This is a genomic window from Parafrankia sp. BMG5.11 (genome assembly GCF_004337455.1).
On record NZ_SJXI01000018.1, the window covers coordinates 241,322 to 259,812 of the forward strand.

Annotated in this window: 18 protein-coding genes and 1 tRNA gene; 11 read left to right on the plus strand and 8 right to left on the minus strand. The window is 65.5% G+C overall.

Annotated features, from left to right (window positions below; translation table 11 throughout):
- Positions 1-11: 11 nt before the first annotated feature.
- The 3 genes from E0504_RS50385 to pal all read left to right on the plus strand — a co-directional run bounded on the left by E0504_RS50385 (position 12) and on the right by pal (position 2,879).
- Entirely contained in the window at positions 12-926 is a 915-nt protein-coding gene (locus tag E0504_RS50385; protein WP_165938521.1) for an energy transducer TonB, read from the plus strand.
- Positions 923-2,299, plus strand: a complete 1,377-nt coding sequence (tolB, locus tag E0504_RS15555; protein ID WP_131624963.1) for a Tol-Pal system beta propeller repeat protein TolB — start codon at positions 923-925, stop codon at positions 2,297-2,299. The genes E0504_RS50385 and tolB overlap by 4 nt, the downstream gene beginning before the upstream one ends.
- A gap of 61 nt (positions 2,300-2,360) precedes the next feature.
- Positions 2,361-2,879, plus strand: coding sequence for a peptidoglycan-associated lipoprotein Pal (gene pal, locus E0504_RS15560; protein ID WP_131624964.1), 519 nt, complete (start codon positions 2,361-2,363; stop codon positions 2,877-2,879).
- On the opposite strand, the gene E0504_RS50390 is transcribed toward pal, so the two are convergent.
- Positions 2,876-3,040: a hypothetical protein gene (locus E0504_RS50390; RefSeq protein ID WP_165938522.1), complete on the minus strand. Its 165-nt coding sequence runs from the start codon at positions 3,038-3,040 to the stop codon at positions 2,876-2,878. The genes pal and E0504_RS50390 overlap by 4 nt on opposite strands.
- A 112-nt stretch (positions 3,041-3,152) precedes the next feature.
- Between E0504_RS50390 and E0504_RS15565 the strand changes: the two genes are divergently transcribed.
- Positions 3,153-3,686 (plus strand): J domain-containing protein, encoded by a 534-nt coding sequence (locus E0504_RS15565; protein ID WP_131624965.1) that lies wholly within the window; start codon positions 3,153-3,155, stop codon positions 3,684-3,686.
- Between the two features lie 79 nt (positions 3,687-3,765).
- Here the strand turns inward: E0504_RS15565 and E0504_RS15570 are convergent, their stop codons facing one another.
- The 5 genes from E0504_RS15570 to pdeM all read right to left on the minus strand — a co-directional run bounded on the left by E0504_RS15570 (position 3,766) and on the right by pdeM (position 8,758).
- The gene (locus tag E0504_RS15570) at positions 3,766-5,061 is read right to left on the minus strand and encodes a cystathionine gamma-synthase family protein (protein ID WP_131624966.1); all 1,296 of its coding nucleotides are present in this window, start codon (positions 5,059-5,061) and stop codon (positions 3,766-3,768) included.
- A gap of 170 nt (positions 5,062-5,231) precedes the next feature.
- A complete protein-coding gene (locus E0504_RS15575) occupies positions 5,232-6,644 on the minus strand; it encodes a DASS family sodium-coupled anion symporter (protein WP_131624967.1) in 1,413 nt (470 codons plus the stop codon).
- An 82-nt stretch (positions 6,645-6,726) separates the two neighbouring features.
- Entirely contained in the window at positions 6,727-7,314 is a 588-nt protein-coding gene (locus E0504_RS15580; protein WP_131624968.1) for a hypothetical protein, read from the minus strand.
- A gap of 103 nt (positions 7,315-7,417) precedes the next feature.
- Complete coding sequence (gene infC, locus E0504_RS15585) at positions 7,418-7,939, minus strand: translation initiation factor IF-3 (protein ID WP_131624969.1); 522 nt, start codon at positions 7,937-7,939, stop codon at positions 7,418-7,420.
- 96 nt (positions 7,940-8,035) lie between these two features.
- Positions 8,036-8,758: a ligase-associated DNA damage response endonuclease PdeM gene (gene pdeM / locus E0504_RS15590; protein WP_131625024.1), complete on the minus strand. Its 723-nt coding sequence runs from the start codon at positions 8,756-8,758 to the stop codon at positions 8,036-8,038.
- 46 nt (positions 8,759-8,804) lie between these two features.
- Here pdeM and hemF point away from each other — a divergent pair, with 46 nt between their 5' ends.
- The 5 genes from hemF to E0504_RS15615 all read left to right on the plus strand — a co-directional run bounded on the left by hemF (position 8,805) and on the right by E0504_RS15615 (position 14,941).
- Positions 8,805-9,662 carry an oxygen-dependent coproporphyrinogen oxidase gene (gene hemF / locus E0504_RS15595; RefSeq protein WP_131624970.1) on the plus strand — a complete coding sequence of 286 codons (858 nt, stop codon included), beginning with the start codon at positions 8,805-8,807 and terminating at the stop codon, positions 9,660-9,662.
- A 134-nt stretch (positions 9,663-9,796) separates the two neighbouring features.
- Positions 9,797-11,647 (plus strand): M1 family metallopeptidase, encoded by a 1,851-nt coding sequence (locus E0504_RS15600; protein ID WP_207974428.1) that lies wholly within the window; start codon positions 9,797-9,799, stop codon positions 11,645-11,647.
- Between the two features lie 96 nt (positions 11,648-11,743).
- On the plus strand, positions 11,744-13,834 hold the full coding sequence (locus E0504_RS15605) for a bifunctional (p)ppGpp synthetase/guanosine-3',5'-bis(diphosphate) 3'-pyrophosphohydrolase (protein ID WP_131624972.1): 2,091 nt from the start codon (positions 11,744-11,746) through the stop codon (positions 13,832-13,834).
- A gap of 1 nt (position 13,835) precedes the next feature.
- Positions 13,836-14,225, plus strand: a complete 390-nt coding sequence (locus tag E0504_RS15610; RefSeq protein ID WP_243657515.1) for a VOC family protein — start codon at positions 13,836-13,838, stop codon at positions 14,223-14,225.
- Positions 14,222-14,941 carry a cyclopropane-fatty-acyl-phospholipid synthase family protein gene (locus E0504_RS15615; protein ID WP_131624973.1) on the plus strand — a complete coding sequence of 240 codons (720 nt, stop codon included), beginning with the start codon at positions 14,222-14,224 and terminating at the stop codon, positions 14,939-14,941. The genes E0504_RS15610 and E0504_RS15615 overlap by 4 nt, the downstream gene beginning before the upstream one ends.
- Here E0504_RS15615 and E0504_RS15620 read toward each other — a convergent pair.
- Together E0504_RS15620 and E0504_RS15625 are read right to left on the minus strand one after the other, a co-directional pair.
- On the minus strand, positions 14,938-15,909 hold the full coding sequence (locus E0504_RS15620; RefSeq protein ID WP_131624974.1) for a peptidylprolyl isomerase: 972 nt from the start codon (positions 15,907-15,909) through the stop codon (positions 14,938-14,940). The two genes, E0504_RS15615 and E0504_RS15620, sit on opposite strands and share 4 nt — an antisense overlap.
- Before the next feature lie 40 nt (positions 15,910-15,949).
- A complete protein-coding gene (locus E0504_RS15625; RefSeq protein WP_131624975.1) occupies positions 15,950-16,351 on the minus strand; it encodes a metallopeptidase family protein in 402 nt (133 codons plus the stop codon).
- A gap of 79 nt (positions 16,352-16,430) precedes the next feature.
- On the opposite strand from E0504_RS15625, the gene E0504_RS15630 reads away from it, so the two are divergent.
- Together E0504_RS15630 and E0504_RS15635 are read left to right on the plus strand one after the other, a co-directional pair.
- Positions 16,431-16,521: transfer RNA gene (locus E0504_RS15630), tRNA-Ser, on the plus strand.
- A 150-nt stretch (positions 16,522-16,671) separates the two neighbouring features.
- The gene (locus E0504_RS15635; protein WP_207974429.1) at positions 16,672-17,898 is read left to right on the plus strand and encodes a site-specific integrase; all 1,227 of its coding nucleotides are present in this window, start codon (positions 16,672-16,674) and stop codon (positions 17,896-17,898) included.
- Positions 17,899-18,491 lie beyond the last annotated feature (593 nt).

Genomic DNA, 18,491 nt, shown 5'->3' on the forward strand with positions numbered 1-18,491 from the left:
CGGCGATTCCGATGATTTTCGCCAATCTTCGCCGCGAGGAGCGCCTGGGACTGGGAATCGCCCTGGCGCTGCATCTTGCCCTTGGAGCGGCGCTGCTGGTGCAGCCGGCGAAGCGCACGTTGATTCCGCCGACCGAGAAGATGACGGTCAACCTCGCGACCGACGTGGGCCTGGAGGCCACCGCGCCCGAGCCCGTGCCGGAAAGCGCCGCCGCTGTCGCGCCGACGCTTGCTCCTGAGCCTGCGCCGCCGGCAGAGGCGGTGCCGCAACCGGCGACCGCAACCCCGATCGAGCGGCCTCAACCGGTCGCCGCCCCGGCTCCTGCGCCGAGGCCCGTTCCGCGGGCCGCTGCGGTGCCGCAGCCAAAGCCGGTTCCGCGTGCGACCACCGCGCCCCGAGCGAAGCCGGTCGCGCGTTCCACCTCCGCGCCGCAAGCACGGCCCGCCGCACCGTCCAGCGAGCCGCGTCGGCGGCCCGATGCGCCTGCCAGCCAGTCCCGTTCCACTCCCAAGCCGGCGGGCGGCAGCCGGATTGGCGCGGACTTTCTGCCCGGTGCCGGCACCAGCACCGCGACCCGCGAAACGCGCGTTCCGGCAAGCCAGATCGGCGCCAGCGCCAAGGCGTCATTGGTCCAGTCGATCGCCCGGGAGATCAAGCCCAGGTGGCAACCGCCGGACGGGCCAGACGTGGATCAGATCACCACTTACCTGCGCTTCCGGCTCAACACCGATGGCAGCCTTCAGGGACGCCCGGAACTGGTCCGGCAGACCGGGATCAACGATACCAACCGCGCACAGGCTGGACGCCATGCCGAACAAGCGATCCGTGCCGTGCAACTGGCGGCGCCGTTCGACCTGCCGGACGAATACTACGACGCGTGGAAGCTCGTCGGACCCTTTGGATTTGACTGGAAACTGGCCCAATGATCAAAACTCTCGCCACCCTTCTGCTGCTGACCACCGCGCTGCCGCTGGCTGCGCAGGATCTGGGGCAGAAGCCGCCAGCCGACACCCCCGTCGAGACGACCGAGGAGGAGGGGCTGTCAGGCTCGGTCAGTTTCGAGGGTAATCTGGAAGACCTTGGCATCGCGATCCCCGCTTTCGCCACCGACCGCCAGGCTCCGACCCCCGCGAACGCGGGGGGCACCGTGGCACTGGGCCGCGAACTGGCGCAGGTCGTGTTCAACGATCTGAGGAACAACGGACTGTTCAAGCCGGTCGGTCCGGGTTCGCTGCCGCAGCCGACTTACGGAGAGATCACCGCGCCCGCCTGGGCCACGTGGTCCGGCCGCAGCGCCGAAATGCTGGTGGAGGGATATGTCCGGGCAGGCGCCGACGGACGCCTGACCGTGGGCTGCTATCTATACGATGTGCAGTTGCAGAAGGAACTGGCGCGCGCGGGCTGGGTGGTCCAGCCGGTCGACTGGCGGCGCGCAGCGCACAAGTGCGCGGACCTCGTCTATTCGCGCCTGTCGGGCGAAAGCCCGTTCTTCGACAGCCGCATCGCCTATATCGCAGAGACCGGTCCCAAGGGTAACCGGGTGAAGCGCCTGGCGATCATGGATTCGGACGGGGCGAACCACCGCTTCATCACCAATGGACGGGCGACCGCGCTGACCCCGCGCTATTCGCCCGATTACCGCAAGCTGATGTACCTCAGCTACGTCGACAAGAATCCGCGCATCTATGTCTATGACATCGGCACCGGGCGGCAAACGCTGGTGACGCAGTCCACCAACCCCACCTTCGCGCCGCGCTGGTCGCCGGACGGGCAGTGGGTGCTGTATTCGATGGCCGTGGCGGGGAACACCGACATCTACCGCGTGCCGGCGTCAGGCGGACAAAGCATCCGGCTGACCACCACGCCGGGGATCGACATCGGCGGCTCCTATTCTCCCGACGGCCGCCAGATCGTGTTCGAAAGCGACCGGTCGGGCACTCAGCAATGTTATGTCATGAACGCAGACGGGTCCAACCAGCGGCGGATCAGCTTTGGCGGCGGACGGTGCGCGACCCCGGAATGGAGCCCGCGCGGCGACCAGATCGCGTTCACCAACGCCAGCAACTTCCGCATTTCCGTCATGAACCCGTCCGGCGGCGGCGTGCGCACCCTGACCAGCGGGTGGCAGGACGAGGCGCCGACCTGGTCCCCCAACGGCCGCGTGATCCAGTTCTTCCGCACCGAGCGGGGGAGCGGCAAGGCCGCGCTGTACCAGGTCGATCTGACCGGGCGCAATGAACGCCGGCTGCCCACTCCGGTGGACGCTTCGGACCCGGCATGGGGACCAATCCTGCCGTAAGAGCATTCCCATCAGGGGAGCACGGGTCGCACCGACCGACGATTTCAATCAGGAGAACACCATGAACCGTCGCATCGTCATCACCGCGCTATTGGCCGGCACCGCCGTGCTGGGCGCGTGCAAGAAGGAGCCTCCCGCTTCGCTTCCGCCTGACCCCGTGCCGACCTCCACCAATTCAGGATCATTGGGCGGCGATAGCGGCGGTGCGGCGGTGCTCGGCACTCAAGGGCACTTCGTGAACGCGGTAAACGGCCAGAACGTGATCTATTTCGACACCGACCAATACAACGTGGACAGCGCCGACGCTGCCGCGCTGCAGACCCAGGCGGCGTATCTGAACCAGTATCCGCAACTGGCCATCACGGTGGAAGGGCATGCCGATGAGCGCGGCACGCGCGAGTACAATCTTGCGCTCGGTGAGCGGAGAGCGAACGCGGCGAAGAACTACTTGGTCAGCCTTGGCGTCGCGGCCAGCCGCATCAACACCGTCAGCTATGGCAAGGAACGCCCCGTCGCGCTCGGTTCGGACGATGCCTCGTGGGCTCAGAACCGCCGCGCCGTATCGGTGGTGGTGAACTAACGCAGGAAGATGGACGGCGCGGGCAGCCCACCCAACGAGGGCAGTGCGCCCGCGCCGTTCCCGCCCCCGCCGTGCAGCGAGGGTGATCTCAAGGCGAGCGAAGCCATCGCGAGCGTCGAGGCGACCGCGGCGATCATCAGTTGAGAGCTCATCTTGCGCATGACAGGTTTCATTTAGGGACTTTGATGTTGCATTGCAACAAAATCCCCTGGTTCGCTTTCAATTGCTGGTTGCACCGCCTAGGTCGGCCACGATGACTATCGGAAATCCGACATGACCGGCGCGCGGCGCTCAACCGACTGGGGCTTCCCTCGCTGGCGGGGTTATGGTGGTAGCCGCGAAACGACCACGGTGCGGCTGTGCGATCGTCACGGGTGCGAGGATCCGGGAAACTGTCCCGCGCCCAAAAGCCCCAACACCCCCGAAAGATGGTATTTCTGCCAGCGGCATGCGGCCGAATACAACAGCAAGTGGGACTATTTCGAAGGCCTCAGCAAGGAAGAGGCGGCCGAGCGGGCGCGCACCGAGAAGCGCGATAACGACGGATACGCAGAATCCGCGCACTATGGATGGTCGGGCAGCGGCGACGGCAGCCGCAGCGCTGACGAGATGCGGGCCCTCGAAATCATCGGGGTCGAAGCTGACGCGGACTTCGCAGCGATCAAGAAAGCCTGGCGCGAAAAAGCCAAACAGGTGCACCCGGATCTTAAACCCGGCGATGCCGCGGCTGCGGCCGAATTCCAGAAGCTGCAACTGGCCTACGACATCCTTCGTCAGGCCGAAGAAAGGCGCGAGTGGAAGGGCTGACGGCGAAGGGCTCCAGCCGCCATCCCGGACACGGCGACGCGGTCGCCGCACGTTTCCGGAAAGGCGGGGAGCCGCCCGCTCAGACCGCGTCGAGGGCCTGAGCGAAGTCGGCAATCAGATCTTCGGGATCCTCGATGCCGATACTGATCCGCACCAGGTTGTCCGCGATGCCGAGTGCGGTCTTGCGCTCGTCCGGAACCGACAGGTGCGTCATCGAGGCGGGGTGGCTGGCAAGCGTCTCGGTCCCGCCCAGGCTGACGGCGAGTTTCGCGATCGTCAGCGCGTCCAGGAAACGGAAACACTCCGCCTCGCCGCCCCGGATGAACACCGAGAAAGTGCTGCCCGCGCCCATGCAATGGCGATCGAAGATGTCCTGCTGGCGGGGATCGTCGATCATGCCGAGGTAACCGAGCTTTTCCACCTTGGGGTGCCCGGCAAGGAAAGCGCAGACCTTGGCTGCGTTCTGTCCCGCTCGGTCCATCCTGAGTTCTACGGTCTCCAGGCTGCGCAGGAGCATCCAGGCGGTGTTGGGATCGGCGATGCCGCCCATCGTATTGCGCAACATGCGCACCGGGGTGAGCCATTTCTTGGCCCCCGATACGCTGCCGGCCACGAGATCCGAATGACCGCCGACGTACTTCGTCAGCGAGTAGACCACGATGTCGGCCCCGTGATCGAGCGGACGGGACCACAGCGGCCCCAGGAACGTGTTGTCGATCGCGATGGGGCAGTCGGTGCCCAGCGCCGCGTCGCGCGCGTCGCGCACGGCCTCGACATCGACCAGCGCATTGGTCGGGTTGGCCGGGCTTTCGAGGTAAACCATCGCCACCTTGCCGCCCTGGCTGTCCGCCAGCGCCTTGGCCTTGGCCATGACGGCGTCCAGTTCGGCGCGGTCGGCACCCGCGGGGAAATCGACATAGGTCACGCCGAACCGGCTCATGTGCTTTGCCACGAACCCTTCACTGGCGGCATAGAGAGGCCCCGAATGCACGATGACATCGCCCGCGGAGCAGAACGTCAGCAGCAGCACACAGATGGCGGTCATGCCGCTTGAGAAGCACAGCGTCTCCTCCGCGCCATCCCAGATCGACAGGCGCGCCTCGAGGATCTCCTGGTTGGGTCCGTTGAAGCGGGAATAGACCAGCCCTTCCGCGCCGCCGGGTCGCTTGCCGGTGATGCCTTCGAAGTGGCGCTTGCCAGCGGCGGCGTTCTCGAACGCAAAGGTGCTAGTGAGGAAGATCGGCGGCTTCAGGCTGCCTTCGGACAGCGCGGGATCGAATCCCGCACCCATCATCAAGGTGGAAGGCTTCAGTTCGTGGTCGCCGATGCGGGTGACGGCCGCCTTGGGCTTGCGAGTGGGGGTAGGGTCGGACATGCGATGCTTCCTCAGGACCAACGCTCCCAGGGAGGCGGGAGCACGAGAATGAGGGGCCGGGGCGCTCGCGTCCTAACCTCCGCAGGACGCATCTCCGCCGGCTCGACGGTCGCGCGAGCGATTACGGTGCGGCGGCGATGATTTCAACCGCAACCATCGGCCGCTGGCGCTCAAGCCCCCAGCGCAGCCACGCCCCACACCGCGCCGATCAGCAGGAACACACCAGCGACATCCAGCGCCGCGCCCGCGGCCAGCATACGCGGCAGGGCGATCCGTCCCGTCGCCCAGGCGATCGCATTGGGCCCCGTGCCGGCGGGCAGCATGAAGCCCCAACTGGCTGCGAGAGCCGCCGGCAGCGCGAGAAGCACGGGATCAGCGCCGAGCGCCACCGCAAGGCTCGCCACCACCGGCATGATCGCGCTCGCGGTCGCGACGTTGCTGGCGAATTCGGTGATGGCGATCATCAGGGCGACGACCGCCAGCGCGACGATGATGAGCGGCACGCTGCTCAGCGCCAGCAGCGACTGGCCGAGCCATGCCGCAAGTCCCGATTCGCTCATCCCGGCGGCCAATGCCAGTCCGCCGCCAAACATCATGATGACGCCCCATGGCGCGCGATCGGCCTCGCTCCAGGTCAGCATCGGCCGCCCGGTACCGTCGGGCAGCACGAACAGGAGCATCCCGCAGAACACCGCGATGGTCCCATCGGTCAGCGCGCCCGCAGGGACGAGCGGTTCAAGCAGCGGTTGCGTCATCCACAGTCCGAACGCGAGCATGATCAGGGGAAGCAGCCGCCGCTCCGGCACCGTCCAGCTATGGTCGGTGTGGATGGCTGCGCGGGCGCCGGTGATGTCGAACGGGTGCTCGGCTACCCGGTGCACCCGGCCGACTATCCAGGCCGCGAGCGGTGTCGCGATCAGCACCACCGGAACCCCGAACGAAGCCCATTGCGCGAACCCGATGCGCACGCCGGTCAGCTCTGCGATCAGCCCGACCGCGATGGCATTGGTCGGCGATCCCACGATCGTGCCGAGTCCGCCGATCGAGGCGGCGAAGGCGATCCCCATCGGCAGCGCCCCTGACAGGCCGGTCTGAGTGACTTCCTCCGACCCTCCGCTGGCGAGCACCGCGAGTGCCATCGGCATCATGATCAGGGCGGTCGAGGTGTTCGATATGACCATACTGAGGATGGCCGCAGCCGCCATGAACGCGAACAGCAGACGATGCTGGCTGCCGCCGTTCCCGACGACCCGCAAAAGACCTTGCGCAAGCCGTGCGTGCAGCCCGGTGCGTTCGATGGCGAGCGCGATGAACGCGCCGCCCAGGATGAGAAACAGGATCGGGGAATAATACTGGCTGGCGGTCTCGTTCGCGCTCATCACCCCGGCCATCGGCAGCACCAGGAATGGCAGCAGCGCGGTGGCGGTGAGCGGCAGCGCCTCGGTCATCCACCAGGCGGCCATCCACACGACAAGGCCTGCGACCAGCCATGCCTCGGCCGGCATACCTGCGGGCGGCGGCAGCAACAGGGTGAGCACGAATGCCAGCACCCCGGTGACGAGGCCGATCCGTCGTGCTGTCATCGGTCTTGCCCCTCCATGCCCGGGGCTGTTTTATCGCAACGGCCCGGCAGGGCAACCTGCCCACCACAGGAGCATGGCGCGCTCAGACGGGGGACAGTCGCATCGACACGATCTTCCAGGCGAGCTGTTCGCGCGTCGCGCCGTCGATGTCGTTGACCCGGCGCAGGATCACGTCACCTGTCAGCGTCGCTCGACTGCCGTCGGAACGCGCGCCGGTGACCGTTGCCGGCACCGTGTAGTAGGTCGATCCTGCAGCTCCCTCCATCCGGCCGGCAGGCACCGTGACGGCAAGGTCGCGGAGCGGATGGAACAGTGCGTTGAACTGCTGTTTCGAAAGCTCTGCCTTGGCCGCATCGCCCATCAGCGCCCACGCCTGATCGAATTCGCGCAGTTCGATCCCGCGCGCCCACGCCAGGATGTTGGCCCGTGCGCCCGTTTCCGACCTCGCGGCAGCAAGGGTGAGCGTTGCAGGAGCGATGACAGGCTGACCATCGTTCTCGCCGGGAACGGCATCCGGCGAGACGGCCGGATTGGGCGGGACCGGAGAGGGCGGTGCGGGGGCAGTTTGTGCGGGCTGGGCGCCCCTTGGCGGGGGAGGCTCTTCCGCGGCGATCGGCTGCAACTCGTCAGATGGCGCGGGGTGTTTCTGCTCGCATGCGGCTAGCAGCAACGCTGCTAGGGCCACCGCGCAGCCCACGGATCTGTTCACGCCACGGCTCCCTCGGGGGCAGCGAAGCCGAACCAAGCGCAAGCCGGGTCCGGCATTCGTCAGCTTACTTCGGAGAGATCACCATGAGCATCTGGCGCCCTTCAAGGCGCGGGTATGCTTCGACCTTGGCGATCTCGGCGGTGTCTTCCTGCACCCGTTTCAACAGGTCCATGCCGAGTTCCTGGTGTGCCATTTCACGTCCGCGGAAACGCAGGGTCATCTTGACCTTGTCGCCTTCCTCGATGAACTTTTTCACGTTGCGCATTTTCACATCGTAATCGTGATCGTCGATGTTCGGACGCATCTTGATCTCTTTGATGTCCTGCGTCTTCTGAGTCTTGCGCGCCTGGTTGGCTTTTTTCTGCGCCTCGTAACGGTGCTTGCCGACGTCGAGGAACTTCGCGACCGGCGGATCGGCGTTCGGCGAGATCTCGACCAGATTGAGGCCAATCTCGTTGGCCTGTTCCATCGCTTCGCGCGTGTACATCACGCCAAGGTTCTCACCGTTTTCGTCGATGACGCGAACCTTGTCGGACTGGATCAGATTATCAAAGCGCGGGCCGCTCTTGACGGGCGGGGCCAGCATGCGCCGGGGGGGACGAGCTATGGGGCGTTCTCCTGAAATGCCAATAAAGTGACGCCCTACTTAGGCGCGAATCGCCCGATACGGAAGAGGCTGCGCCTAGGCCGCCGCACGCCACAGGGGGAATGTGGCGAGTTTGCCACCGGCTGGCACCACCGCGTCAATCGTCCGCGCTGGCTGAAGTACCTTCACGATCTCCGGATCGGCCGCATTCATGCCTCCGGTGAGCGCGCCAAAGGCCGGCAGGATCATCCGTCCAGAGCCGCGTCCGTCCGCGCTGACGACCGCGCACGGCCGGCGAATGCGCCGCGAACGAACCGTGAGCTGCAGCCGGGGATGGTAGTGGCCCGACAGTTCGGGCCGCGTCTCGCCGGCTTTCGCGCGGTGGCGCAGAACCAGGCCGGCGATGACGAGTTCGTCCGCCATCGTGCCGCCCGCCGCTGCCTCCGCCGCGCCGCTGACCTTGTCGATATCGTGATTGCCGGTGATCCAGACCCAGTCGGTGACGCGAGTCAGCGCGGCAAGCATGCCGGCGGCGTGCGGTTCCAGCCGGGATGCCCCGCGCGCATCGTGGAAGTTATCGCCCAGCGTATAGACCCGCCGCGCGCCGGTTTCGCGGATCGCCAGCGCCAGCCGCTCCAGCGTTTCGCGGCTGTCGTAAGGGGGCAGCATCTGGCCGTGACGCGCGAAGAAGCTGGCTTTTTCCAGGTGGAGGTCGGCCACCAGCAAAGCCCGTTCCCGCGGCCAGTAGAGCGCGCGGCCCTGCGTGATCGCGAATTCTTCGTTGGCGAAGGCAAGGGTGGCGAACGAAAGGGGAACCATGCCGCGCTCTTGCCCCAGTCGATTCGGCTTGGCAAGGGTGTCGCGCATGACTGACTGGACCCCCCACACCGCCCGCGCGAAAGTCTGGTTCGAAGACTTGCGCGACCAGATCTGCGCTGCGTTCGAGGCGATCGAGCGCGAAGCCGGGTCGGACGCTTCGTTCGAGTACACGCCCTGGGCACGTGAGGAGGAGGGCAACGATTCCCCCGGTGGAGGCACGCGCGGAGTGATGAAAGGGCAGGTGTTCGAGAAGGTCGGGGTCAACGTGTCCACCGTACACGGCAACTTCGCGCCGGGTTTCGCGGCCACGATCAACGGCGCGAGCGAAGAGGATCCGGGCTTCACCGCCACCGGGATCAGCCTGGTCGCGCACATGGCCAATCCCCACGTGCCGGCGGTCCACATGAACACCCGTTTCCTGACCACCAGCAAGGCGTGGTTCGGGGGCGGGGCGGACCTGAACCCGCCGCTTCCCTATGATGACGACACGGCGGAATTTCACGCCGCGTTCCGCGCCGCGTGCGCCGGGCATAATCCCACGTACTACGACCAGTTCAAGAAGTGGGCGGACGATTACTTCTATATCCCGCATCGCGGGGTCCATCGCGGCGTGGGCGGGATTTTCTACGATCACCTCGATTGCGCGGACGACGCCGCATGGGAGCGGCACTTCGCTTTCACCCAGGATGTCGGACGGGCATTTCTCGACGTGTTCCCGCGCATCGTCCGGCGCCGTATGGGCGCTGAGTTCACCCCTCAGGAGAAGCTTCAGCAACTGGAGTGGCGTGGGCGCTACGCCGAGTTCAACCTCGTCTACGATCGCGGTACGTTGTTCGGCCTCAAGACGGGCGGCAACATCGATGCCATCCTGATGAGTCTTCCGCCCGAGGCGGTGTGGAGCTGAACCGCACTCACGTGCGATGACCACTTACTGCGCCGCCGCGCGATGACCCGCGGCTGCACCAACATAATCCGGAGAATTTCATGCGTAGTCTTGCCGCCCTCCTGCTGCTCGCATCGACCGCGGCGTGTACGACGATGACCCCCGATGCGCCTCCCCAGACCATGGTGGCGCCGGTCCTGACCAGTGCGGACGCCCGCGACACGGCGACCTATGCCCGGCCAGAAGTCGCACGGGTCACGCACGTCGATCTTGATCTCGCGCTCGACTTCGCTGCCAAGAGGGTGGGCGGCACCGCGACACTCGATCTCCTCACCGCGCCCGGCGCGACCGAGGTCGTCCTGGACGATCGCGGCTTGCAGATCAGCCGCGTCACCGATGCCGGCGGAGCGGAACTGCCGTTCACCGTAGGCCAGTCGGTCGAGGGCCGGGGCGCGCCGCTGACCATCGCCATCGGAACGGGAGCCGAGCGCCGACGCATCGCCATCCAGTACACCGCCGCCCCCGGCGCCGAGGCGCTGCAGTGGCTTGCTCCTGAGCAGACCGCGGGCAAGGCGCAGCCGTTCCTGTTCAGCCAGGGCCAGGCGATCCTCAACCGCACGTGGATCCCGACGCAGGACAGCCCCGGCATCCGCCAGACCTGGCGCGCGCGGATCACCGCGCCCAAGCCGTTGACGGTGGTGATGTCTGGCCTGAAGCAGGGCGAGACGGAAGACCTCGGTGATCGCCGCGCGTTCACCTATGCAATGGACAAGCCGGTCGCGCCGTATCTGATCGCGATCGCGGCAGGCGACATCGCGTTCCGCGAGATCGGCCCCCGCACCGGGGTGTGGGCCGAACCGGCCACCCTGGCCGCGGCGCACCACGAGACCGCCGATACCGAGAAGATGGTTGTGGCTGCGGAGAAGCTTTACGGACCGTACCGCTGGGGCCGCTACGACATGATCGTGTTGCCGCCGAGCTTCCCCTATGGCGGGATGGAAAACCCGACACTTACCTTCCTGACGCCGACCTTCATCGCCGGCGACCGCAGCCTCAACGGCCTGATCGCACACGAACTGGCGCACTCGTGGTCGGGCAACCTGGTGACCAACGCCAACTGGTCCGACAGCTGGCTGAACGAAGGCGTCACCAGCTATTTCGAAAACCGCATCATCGAGGCGCTGTACGGTCCCCGCCGCGCCAGCCAGGAAGCGGCGTTGAGCTTTGCCGAGATGGAGGGCGAGCTGGCCAAGGCCGGTCCCGACAACCCGGAGACCGCGCTGCATTTGCCCGACAGCGTCGCAGGTCCCGACGCCGGGCTGGGCGGAGTGATCTACGACAAGGGCGCGGTGTTCATGCGGACCGTCGAAACCATCGTCGGCCGCCCCCGGTTCGATGCCTGGCTGCGCCAATGGTTCGACAACCACGCGTTCCAGCCCGCCACCAGCGCGATGATTCTGGCTGACATGAAGGCCAATCTTGTCGGCAACGACCCTGCGCTGGCGCACCGCCTGATGCTCGACGAATGGATTTACCAGCCGGGCCTGCCGGCCAACGCGGTGCGGCCGAACCCCGCCGCGTTCGCCGAGGTCGATGCTGCCGCCGCGGCTTACGGCACCGGCGGCGGGGTGCCGCAAGCCGCCTGGGCAAAGTGGACCACGGCCGAGCGTCTGCGGTTCATGGCCAAGCTGCCGCGCGAGCGCACTGCGGCCCAGCTTGGCGCGCTGGACCAGGCGCTGGGCCTTTCGAACGAGGGTAACGACGAAGTCCTGTTCGCGTGGCTCCAGCTGGCTCTCGCCAATCGCTACGAACCCGCCGTCCCGCTGGCGGAGCAGTTCCTGGCCCGGGTCGGCCGCCGCAAGTTCGTCGCGCCGTTGTTCGAGACCTTGATGGGAGAGGGTGAGTGGGGCCAGCCACTGGCGCGCCGCATCTACGCCACAACGCGTCCGGGTTATCACGCTGTCACCACGGGCACGGTCGACAAGCTGGTGCTCAAGAAGGACTGAGCCAGCTTCTTTCCAGGGGGCGCCGCGTCCAGCATGCGGCCCCCATCGACGAAAAGGCTTGCTCCTGTTCGCGCATTCCTCACATCAGGGTGCGAGATGCTGCGGCAATACGAACTGGTAGAGCGGGTCAAGGAATACGACCCGGACGCCGACGAGGCGCTGCTGAACCGCGCCTATGTCTATACCGTGCAGAAGCACGGCACGCAGAAGCGCGCGAGTGGGGATCCGTACTTCAGCCATCCGGTCGAGGTGGCTGGCCTGATGACCGACCTGAAGCTCGATCAGGAAACGATCATCACCGCGCTGCTCCACGACACGGTCGAGGATACGCTGGCGACGATCGGCGACATCGAGATCAATTTCGGTAGCGAAGTCGCGCAACTGGTCGACGGCGTCACCAAGCTGTCGAAGATCGAAGCGATGCCCGAGAACGAGCGGGCGGCGGAAAACCTGCGCAAGTTCCTGCTCGCGATGAGCGAGGACATTCGCGTGCTGCTCGTGAAGCTGGGCGACCGGCTGCACAACATGCGGACGCTCCATTTCATCAAGTCGCCGGAAAAGCGCCAGCGCATCGCGCGCGAGACGATGGACATCTACGCCCCCCTCGCCGAGCGGGTGGGGATGTACGAATACGTGCGTGAGATGCAGCTTCTCGCGTTCGAACAGATCGAGCCGGAAGCCTACGCCACCATCACCGGCCGCCTGGCGCAGATCCGCAGTGCCGACGGCGGCCAGGTGGATGCCATCGCGCTGGCGATCAAGCAGGCGCTGGCCGAAGCGGGGCTGAAGGTCGAGGTATCGGGCCGCGAAAAGCACCCGTATTCGATCTGGCGCAAGATGGCCGAACGGCACGTCAATTTCGAACAAGTGACGGACATCATGGCTTTCCGGGTCATCACCGAAAGCGATGCCGATTGTTACCGCGCGCTGGGGGTGCTGCACACGACGTGGCAGTTCATTCCGGGGCGCTTCAAGGACTATATCTCCACGCCGAAGACCAACGGCTATCGCTCGCTGCACACCAGCCTCATCTATGAAAACTCGATGCGGGTGGAAGTCCAGGTGCGCACCCGCGCGATGCACCGGACCAACGAATTCGGCCTGGCCGCGCACTGGGCGTACAAGCAGGGCGACAAGCCCGATGGCCAGGTCGGCTGGTTGCGCGATCTGATCGAGATCGTCGATGCCAGCCACGATGCCGAGGAACTGCTCGAGCATACGCGGATGGCGATCTACCAGGACCGCATCTTCGCTTTCACCCCCAAGGGCGCGTTGTTCCAGCTGCCAAAGGGCGCGACGCCGGTCGATTTCGCGTTCGCGGTGCACACCGATCTTGGCGCGCAGACCGTGGGCGCCAAGATCAACGGGCGGCACATGCCGCTGCGCACGGTGCTCAACAACGGTGACGTGGTGGAGATCATCAAGGGCAAGGCGGCCGAACCGCAGTTGTCGTGGCTCAGCTTTGTCACCACCGGCAAGGCGCGCGCATCGATCCGCCGGGCGGTACGGTTGAAGGAGCGTGACGAGGTCGCCGCGCTGGGCCGCAAGCTGTTCGACGAGATCGCCGCGCGGCTGCCGGTCAAGATCGGCAAGAAGGCGCTGCGCGAAGCGGTCAAACGGCTGGATCTCGAGGATGAGGACGAGCTGATGTACATCATCGGCGCCAACAAGTTGCCCGACCGCGAGGTTATGGAAGCGCTGGTGCCCGGCAGCACCATCGGCGTCGAACTGCAGGAACCATGGCCGCGGCAGGAACGGGCCATCTCGATCCGCGGGCTCACGCCCGGGGTCGGGTTCAGCCTGGCCGAATGCTGCCACCCGGTGCCGGGCGATCGGATCGTCGGCTTGCGCAAGTCGGGCGAACCGGTGGAGGTCCACACGATCGATTGCCTGGAACTTGCCAGCGGGATCGACGCCGACTGGATCGACCTGTCGTGGGGCAAACGCAGCCACGGCGCGGTGGGGCGCGTGCGGGCGACGCTGTATGACCGTCCGGGCACGCTGGCCGAGATGGCGGGCCTGTACGCGCAGAACCACGCCAATGTCGTCGCGCTGGAGCAGACCCAAACCGACCCCCCGTTCACCACCTACGAGGTTGAACTCGACGTGCAGGACCTGGCGCACCTGACACGGATCGTTAGCGCGCTGCGCGCCAGCGACGCCGTGGCGCAGGCTGAGCGAATTTGAGGTGATCGTCGGCCTCGATCACGTTCAACTCGCGATGCCGGCGGACGGGGACGACGCGGCGCGGCGGTTCTATGGCGAAGTGCTTGGCCTGGTTGAGCGGCCCAAGCCGACCGATCTTGCCGCCAGAGGCGGGTGCTGGTTCCATACGCCCGGGGTCGAGCTTCACCTGGGAGTGGACGAGGCGTTCGTGCCGGCTCGCAAGGCACACCCGGCGCTGCTGGTCGAAGACCTCGCAGCCACGTGCGCTCATCTCGCCGCGGCCGGAGTGAACTTCGTTGAGGGTAGCCCGCTGGAAGGCTACGTCCGCGGCGACATCTGCGATCCGTTCGGCAATCGCATCGAACTGATGCAGCGTCTTGGAAGACCCGGCGGCGTGCTAGGCGGGCGATGAGCCGCCCGTTGTGGATCGCACGGCGGACCGCTGCGGTTCTCCGCCGCGAGGGCGCGGCCGGCACAATCCGCCGGATCGTCAAGCACGCGCGCATCGCGCTCGGTATCACGTCAAGCGAGGTACGCCGCTATCGTCAGGCCAAAGCGCAGGCGGATCTGCGCTTCGACACGGAGCGCGGGGTCGATACCGGCGGAACGCAGAACCTGGGCGGCCTGACCATTCCTTCGCCCAATGCGTCGCTTGGCGTGGCCCACATCGCAACCGTGCCCGGTCATTTTCATCGCGCGCTCGGCTTGCTTGACATCGACCCTAAGGGTTGCACGTTTGTCGATCTCGGCGCCGGGAAGGGCCGGGCGCTGCTGATGGCGGCGGACTACCCCTTTGCAGCGATCGTTGGCGTCGAATTTGCGCACGAACTCTACGAGATCTGCGAGCGCAACCTCGCCCGGACCGGCGACCCCCGGATCACCTGCCTGCTCCAGGATGCCGAAGCCTTCGCCTACCCGGCGACCGATCTCGTGATCTACATGAACAACCCGTTCGACGCCCCGCTGGTGGAACGGGTTGCACGCCGGCTTGAGGCCGCCTTTCGCTCGGACCCACGCACCGTCAGGCTGGTGTATACCAACCCGAACGCGGCGTGGGTGTTCGCGCATCAACCGTGGTTCAGCGTCGCATCGGACAAAGGCGCAGAGGTGTTCGGGCTGCGTGCTTAACCACTCGCGGGGGTCTGCCGGACTGGCACCGGGATATTGCATACATCCGCGCCGCCAGCCGGGGCGATGAAGAATTCGTCGCTCCGGTTCGCGCGGGCATGGGCGTACCGGGCGAAAGCGGCGCTCTGGGTGGAAAGATATTCGAAGCGCGGCTGCTCTGCCTGCGGCAGGTCGCTGGCCAGCCGGATCGAAGCGATCGGCGTGCGCTCTTCAGGAGTGGAGTAAAACCCGAGCGCCTCGGTCCCGCGCGGCAGGGTCGAGAGGTGCTCGATACCCTCGATCACCCGGCCGACGACGGCGATATTGCGATCGAGATGGCGGGGCGCATGGCCAATGACGGCGTAAAGCTCCGCGCCCGTGCCCGCGTCAGGCGACAGGTTCCGGCCGACGCCGACGGTGCCATAGCAATGAACCGGCCAGTACCGGCCCGGCTGAGTGGGCGATTGTGCCATTGGCCATCCTGCGAGAAATCCGGCCTTGGGAGCGTAGGCATCGGTATCAAGACGAAGGTCGGGCTGTGGCCGCTGCACGATCCCTGAAGCCTGACCGTCGACGACCGTCGTGCTCTCTATGGGCAAGGTATAGCCCTCTTCCAGGGTCTGGACTAACTCAACCGGCAGCTCCCGCGCCTTCGCCGCGTCTTCCGCGTCAGGGTCGCCCCATTGGACGACGTAATTGTCCTGCGCCCGCACGATCGCGAGACCGTCCCACCAGTGCGCCTTCGCCAAGGTGCGAATGTTCGCGGTCCACGGCTGGCTGAAGGGCGGGGCGATGAGCTGGATCACGATTTGGCGCGGCTTGCCACGCGCATCTGCCGCCAGCGTCATCACCAGCAGGTCGGCGGGCGCGATCGGCACCCAGTCAGCGGCGGGCGCCGCCGCCACGATCTCGCCCGGTGACAGCGCGGGGGCATCAGCCGCGCCGGCGGGGGCGGCTATCAGGGCGAAGGTGGCGAAGAGCGTTCTCATGTCCGCGGTTGTGACACGTGACCTGCTGGACGCAAAGGGTTCAGTCGGCTCCATCTTCCAGTGCGTGCATATCCTCGTCGCTCAGGCCGAAGTGGTGGCCGATCTCATGAATCACCACGTGCGAAATCAGGTGTTCGAGGTCCTCGCCTTCCGCGATCCATTCGTCGAGAATGGCGCCGCGGAACAGGCGCACCCGGTTGGGCATCTGGCCGCTCATCTCGATCGACTGTTCGGTCATGGCGATGCCTTCGAACAGTCCGGTGAGCATGAAGGGGTCTTCGATCCCCAATTGGGCGAGCGTCTCCGCGTCGGCGAACTCCTCTACGCTGAGCACGACATCGCCGACGTGCTCCGCAAACGGCGCCGGCAGCCGCGCGAGCGCTGCGCGGGCGATGCGCTCGAATTCGACCGGAGAGGGCGGAGAAGCAAAGATGCGCGTCATCGGCCCGGCCTAGCCTGCCGCGCCACGCTTGTCAGGGCCGATGCGCGCGGCTAGGGGCGCCGTTCTGTCCAGAGCATGCGGAGCGGTGGCCGAGTGGTCGAAGGCGCTCGCCTGGAAAGTGAGTATACGCCAAAAGCGTATCGAGGGTTCGAATCCCTCCCGCTCCGCCAGCTGACCATTCTGTGAGGTTCCAGAATGGTCGGAATTCACCAGAAGATCGGCGAATTTCCGCGGTTCCTTGACAGAGGTCGCTCTTTAGCGCTCATTGCCGTTCTGCCCAAGTCACCTCTCGTGTGGTGGGTCAAATGGTGGGACGAGCGATGCCGATCACGACCTTGCAGCTCAAGAATGCCAAGCCCGGTATACATGCCGATGGCAACGGACTGTACCTTCAGGTTAAGGGGCAGGGCACCAAGAGCTGGATTTTCCGCTATCAGGTGAATGGCCGCCGCCGCGAAATGGGTCTCGGATCCGCCTCCGTTCTTCCGATCGCCGTAGCACGCGCGGAGGCTGCCCGGCTGCGCGCGATGGTCGCCAACAAGGTGGATCCGCTGGAGGTTAAGAAGAGCGCAGCAATCCAGCAGCAAGAGGCTCAGGCAGCAGTGGCACGGGAGGCCGTGCTCGAGGGTAAGACCTTCCGCGTAGCGGCCACCACATACATCGCTGCTCAAGAGGCAGGATGGCGCAATCTCAAGCACCGGCAGCAATGGGAAAACACACTAAAGACGTACGCTTATCCCGTCATCGGAGATCTAGCGGTGCGTGACATCGAAGTCGGTCACGTGTTGGCTGTGCTCCAGCCAATCTGGAGTACAAAGCCGGAGACGGCGAGCAGGGTGCGCATGCGCATAGAGGCGGTGCTCAACAGCGCGAAGCTGATGGGTTGGCGGTCCGGCGAAAATCCCGCAGTCTGGCGAGGCGGGCTTGAGGCTGTCTTGCCCCGAACGTCTAAGGTGCGGCGCGTGCGCCATCATCCGGCCATGGCAGCAGCAGAAATTGGCGCTTTTATGGCCAAGCTTCGCGAGCGAGAGGGGCTAAGCGCCTGTGCTCTCGAGTTCACCATCCTCACCGCTGCACGGTCAGGAGAGGTGCGCCAGGCGCGGTGGGACGAGGTCGATCGCGAGCGTGAACTTTGGATCATCCCTGCCGAAAAGATGAAGGCTGGCCGCGAGCATCGAGTGCCGCTATCGGAAGCGGCTCTGGCGTTGCTGGACAAGGTGCCCGCAGTCGACGACTGTCCACTGATCTTTCCTGGTTTCAGGAACCGGCCATTGTCCGACATGAGCTTGTCGGCAGTACTGAAGCGTATGGGGCTGGCCGATGTGACGGTGCACGGGTTCAGGTCGACGTTTCGCGACTGGGCTGCGGAGCACACCCACCACCATCCTGAGGTCGTGGAGATGGCTCTGGCGCACGCCGTTGGGAACAAGGTCGAGGCGGCTTACCGCCGCGGAGACATGCTGGCAAAACGCCAAGCGCTTATGGAGGATTGGGCCAACTGGTGTTCCGTTTCGCTAGATCAGCCCGATCACAACCGCACCTTATAGTATGCAGTCGGCACTATGGCCGTGACCAGCAGCATCGTGAACTGAAACTCTGTGCGATCCGGGCGGCGCATTACGCCAGCTAGGCGGATTGGGGGCGCTGTAGGGAAGGGGCTATGGATTAGGCACTAGGAACACGCCTTTAAGGCAATCAAGATTCCGTACCGCGATCTGCACGTGGCTTTGGGAGTAGAAGCCGCTTTCGGGGTAGATTGGTTCCCCCTCGGTGAACATTCCGCGCACCGTGTCGAACGGCTGCTCACTCGCCTCATCATGCAAGTTCCGGATAACCGCGCAGTCAAGTTTGCGCAGCCGGCGATCCGTGTCACCTCCGCGTGCTGAGTTCGAGTTCTCAGGCATTTTTTTACCGGCAGCTTTGTACAGTTCTACCAGCGATTCATACGCGTCTCGAACCAACGCCTGTCCAGAACTTGAGAGTAGATCGAGGCAGTAACCCAAGTCTATGGCAGCTCCGACGACGGCCGGTTCCGTACCGCGTTCCGCACATCTCTCGACAGCCCATCGCCACGCTCGTTCGGGATCGGCCTCCCAGAAATATATACCAGGGCCGAGCCAATCATACGCTTTGTCGCTAG

Bases quoted from the DNA above. Each gene is read 5' to 3' on its own strand.
- E0504_RS50385 (WP_165938521.1), top strand. From the start codon at position 12: ATGATTTTCGCCAATCTTCGCCGCGAGGAGCGCCTGGGACTGGGAATC.
- tolB (WP_131624963.1), top strand. From the start codon at position 923: ATGATCAAAACTCTCGCCACCCTTCTGCTGCTGACCACCGCGCTGCCG.
- pal (WP_131624964.1), top strand. From the start codon at position 2,361: ATGAACCGTCGCATCGTCATCACCGCGCTATTGGCCGGCACCGCCGTG.
- E0504_RS50390 (WP_165938522.1), bottom strand. From the start codon at position 3,040: ATGCGCAAGATGAGCTCTCAACTGATGATCGCCGCGGTCGCCTCGACG.
- E0504_RS15565 (WP_131624965.1), top strand. From the start codon at position 3,153: ATGACCGGCGCGCGGCGCTCAACCGACTGGGGCTTCCCTCGCTGGCGG.
- E0504_RS15570 (WP_131624966.1), bottom strand. From the start codon at position 5,061: ATGTCCGACCCTACCCCCACTCGCAAGCCCAAGGCGGCCGTCACCCGC.
- E0504_RS15575 (WP_131624967.1), bottom strand. From the start codon at position 6,644: ATGACAGCACGACGGATCGGCCTCGTCACCGGGGTGCTGGCATTCGTG.
- infC (WP_131624969.1), bottom strand. From the start codon at position 7,939: ATGCTGGCCCCGCCCGTCAAGAGCGGCCCGCGCTTTGATAATCTGATC.
- pdeM (WP_131625024.1), bottom strand. From the start codon at position 8,758: ATGGTTCCCCTTTCGTTCGCCACCCTTGCCTTCGCCAACGAAGAATTC.
- hemF (WP_131624970.1), top strand. From the start codon at position 8,805: ATGACTGACTGGACCCCCCACACCGCCCGCGCGAAAGTCTGGTTCGAA.
- E0504_RS15600 (WP_207974428.1), top strand. From the start codon at position 9,797: ATGACCCCCGATGCGCCTCCCCAGACCATGGTGGCGCCGGTCCTGACC.
- E0504_RS15605 (WP_131624972.1), top strand. From the start codon at position 11,744: ATGCTGCGGCAATACGAACTGGTAGAGCGGGTCAAGGAATACGACCCG.
- E0504_RS15615 (WP_131624973.1), top strand. From the start codon at position 14,222: ATGAGCCGCCCGTTGTGGATCGCACGGCGGACCGCTGCGGTTCTCCGC.
- E0504_RS15620 (WP_131624974.1), bottom strand. From the start codon at position 15,909: ATGAGAACGCTCTTCGCCACCTTCGCCCTGATAGCCGCCCCCGCCGGC.
- E0504_RS15625 (WP_131624975.1), bottom strand. From the start codon at position 16,351: ATGACGCGCATCTTTGCTTCTCCGCCCTCTCCGGTCGAATTCGAGCGC.
- E0504_RS15635 (WP_207974429.1), top strand. From the start codon at position 16,672: ATGCCGATCACGACCTTGCAGCTCAAGAATGCCAAGCCCGGTATACAT.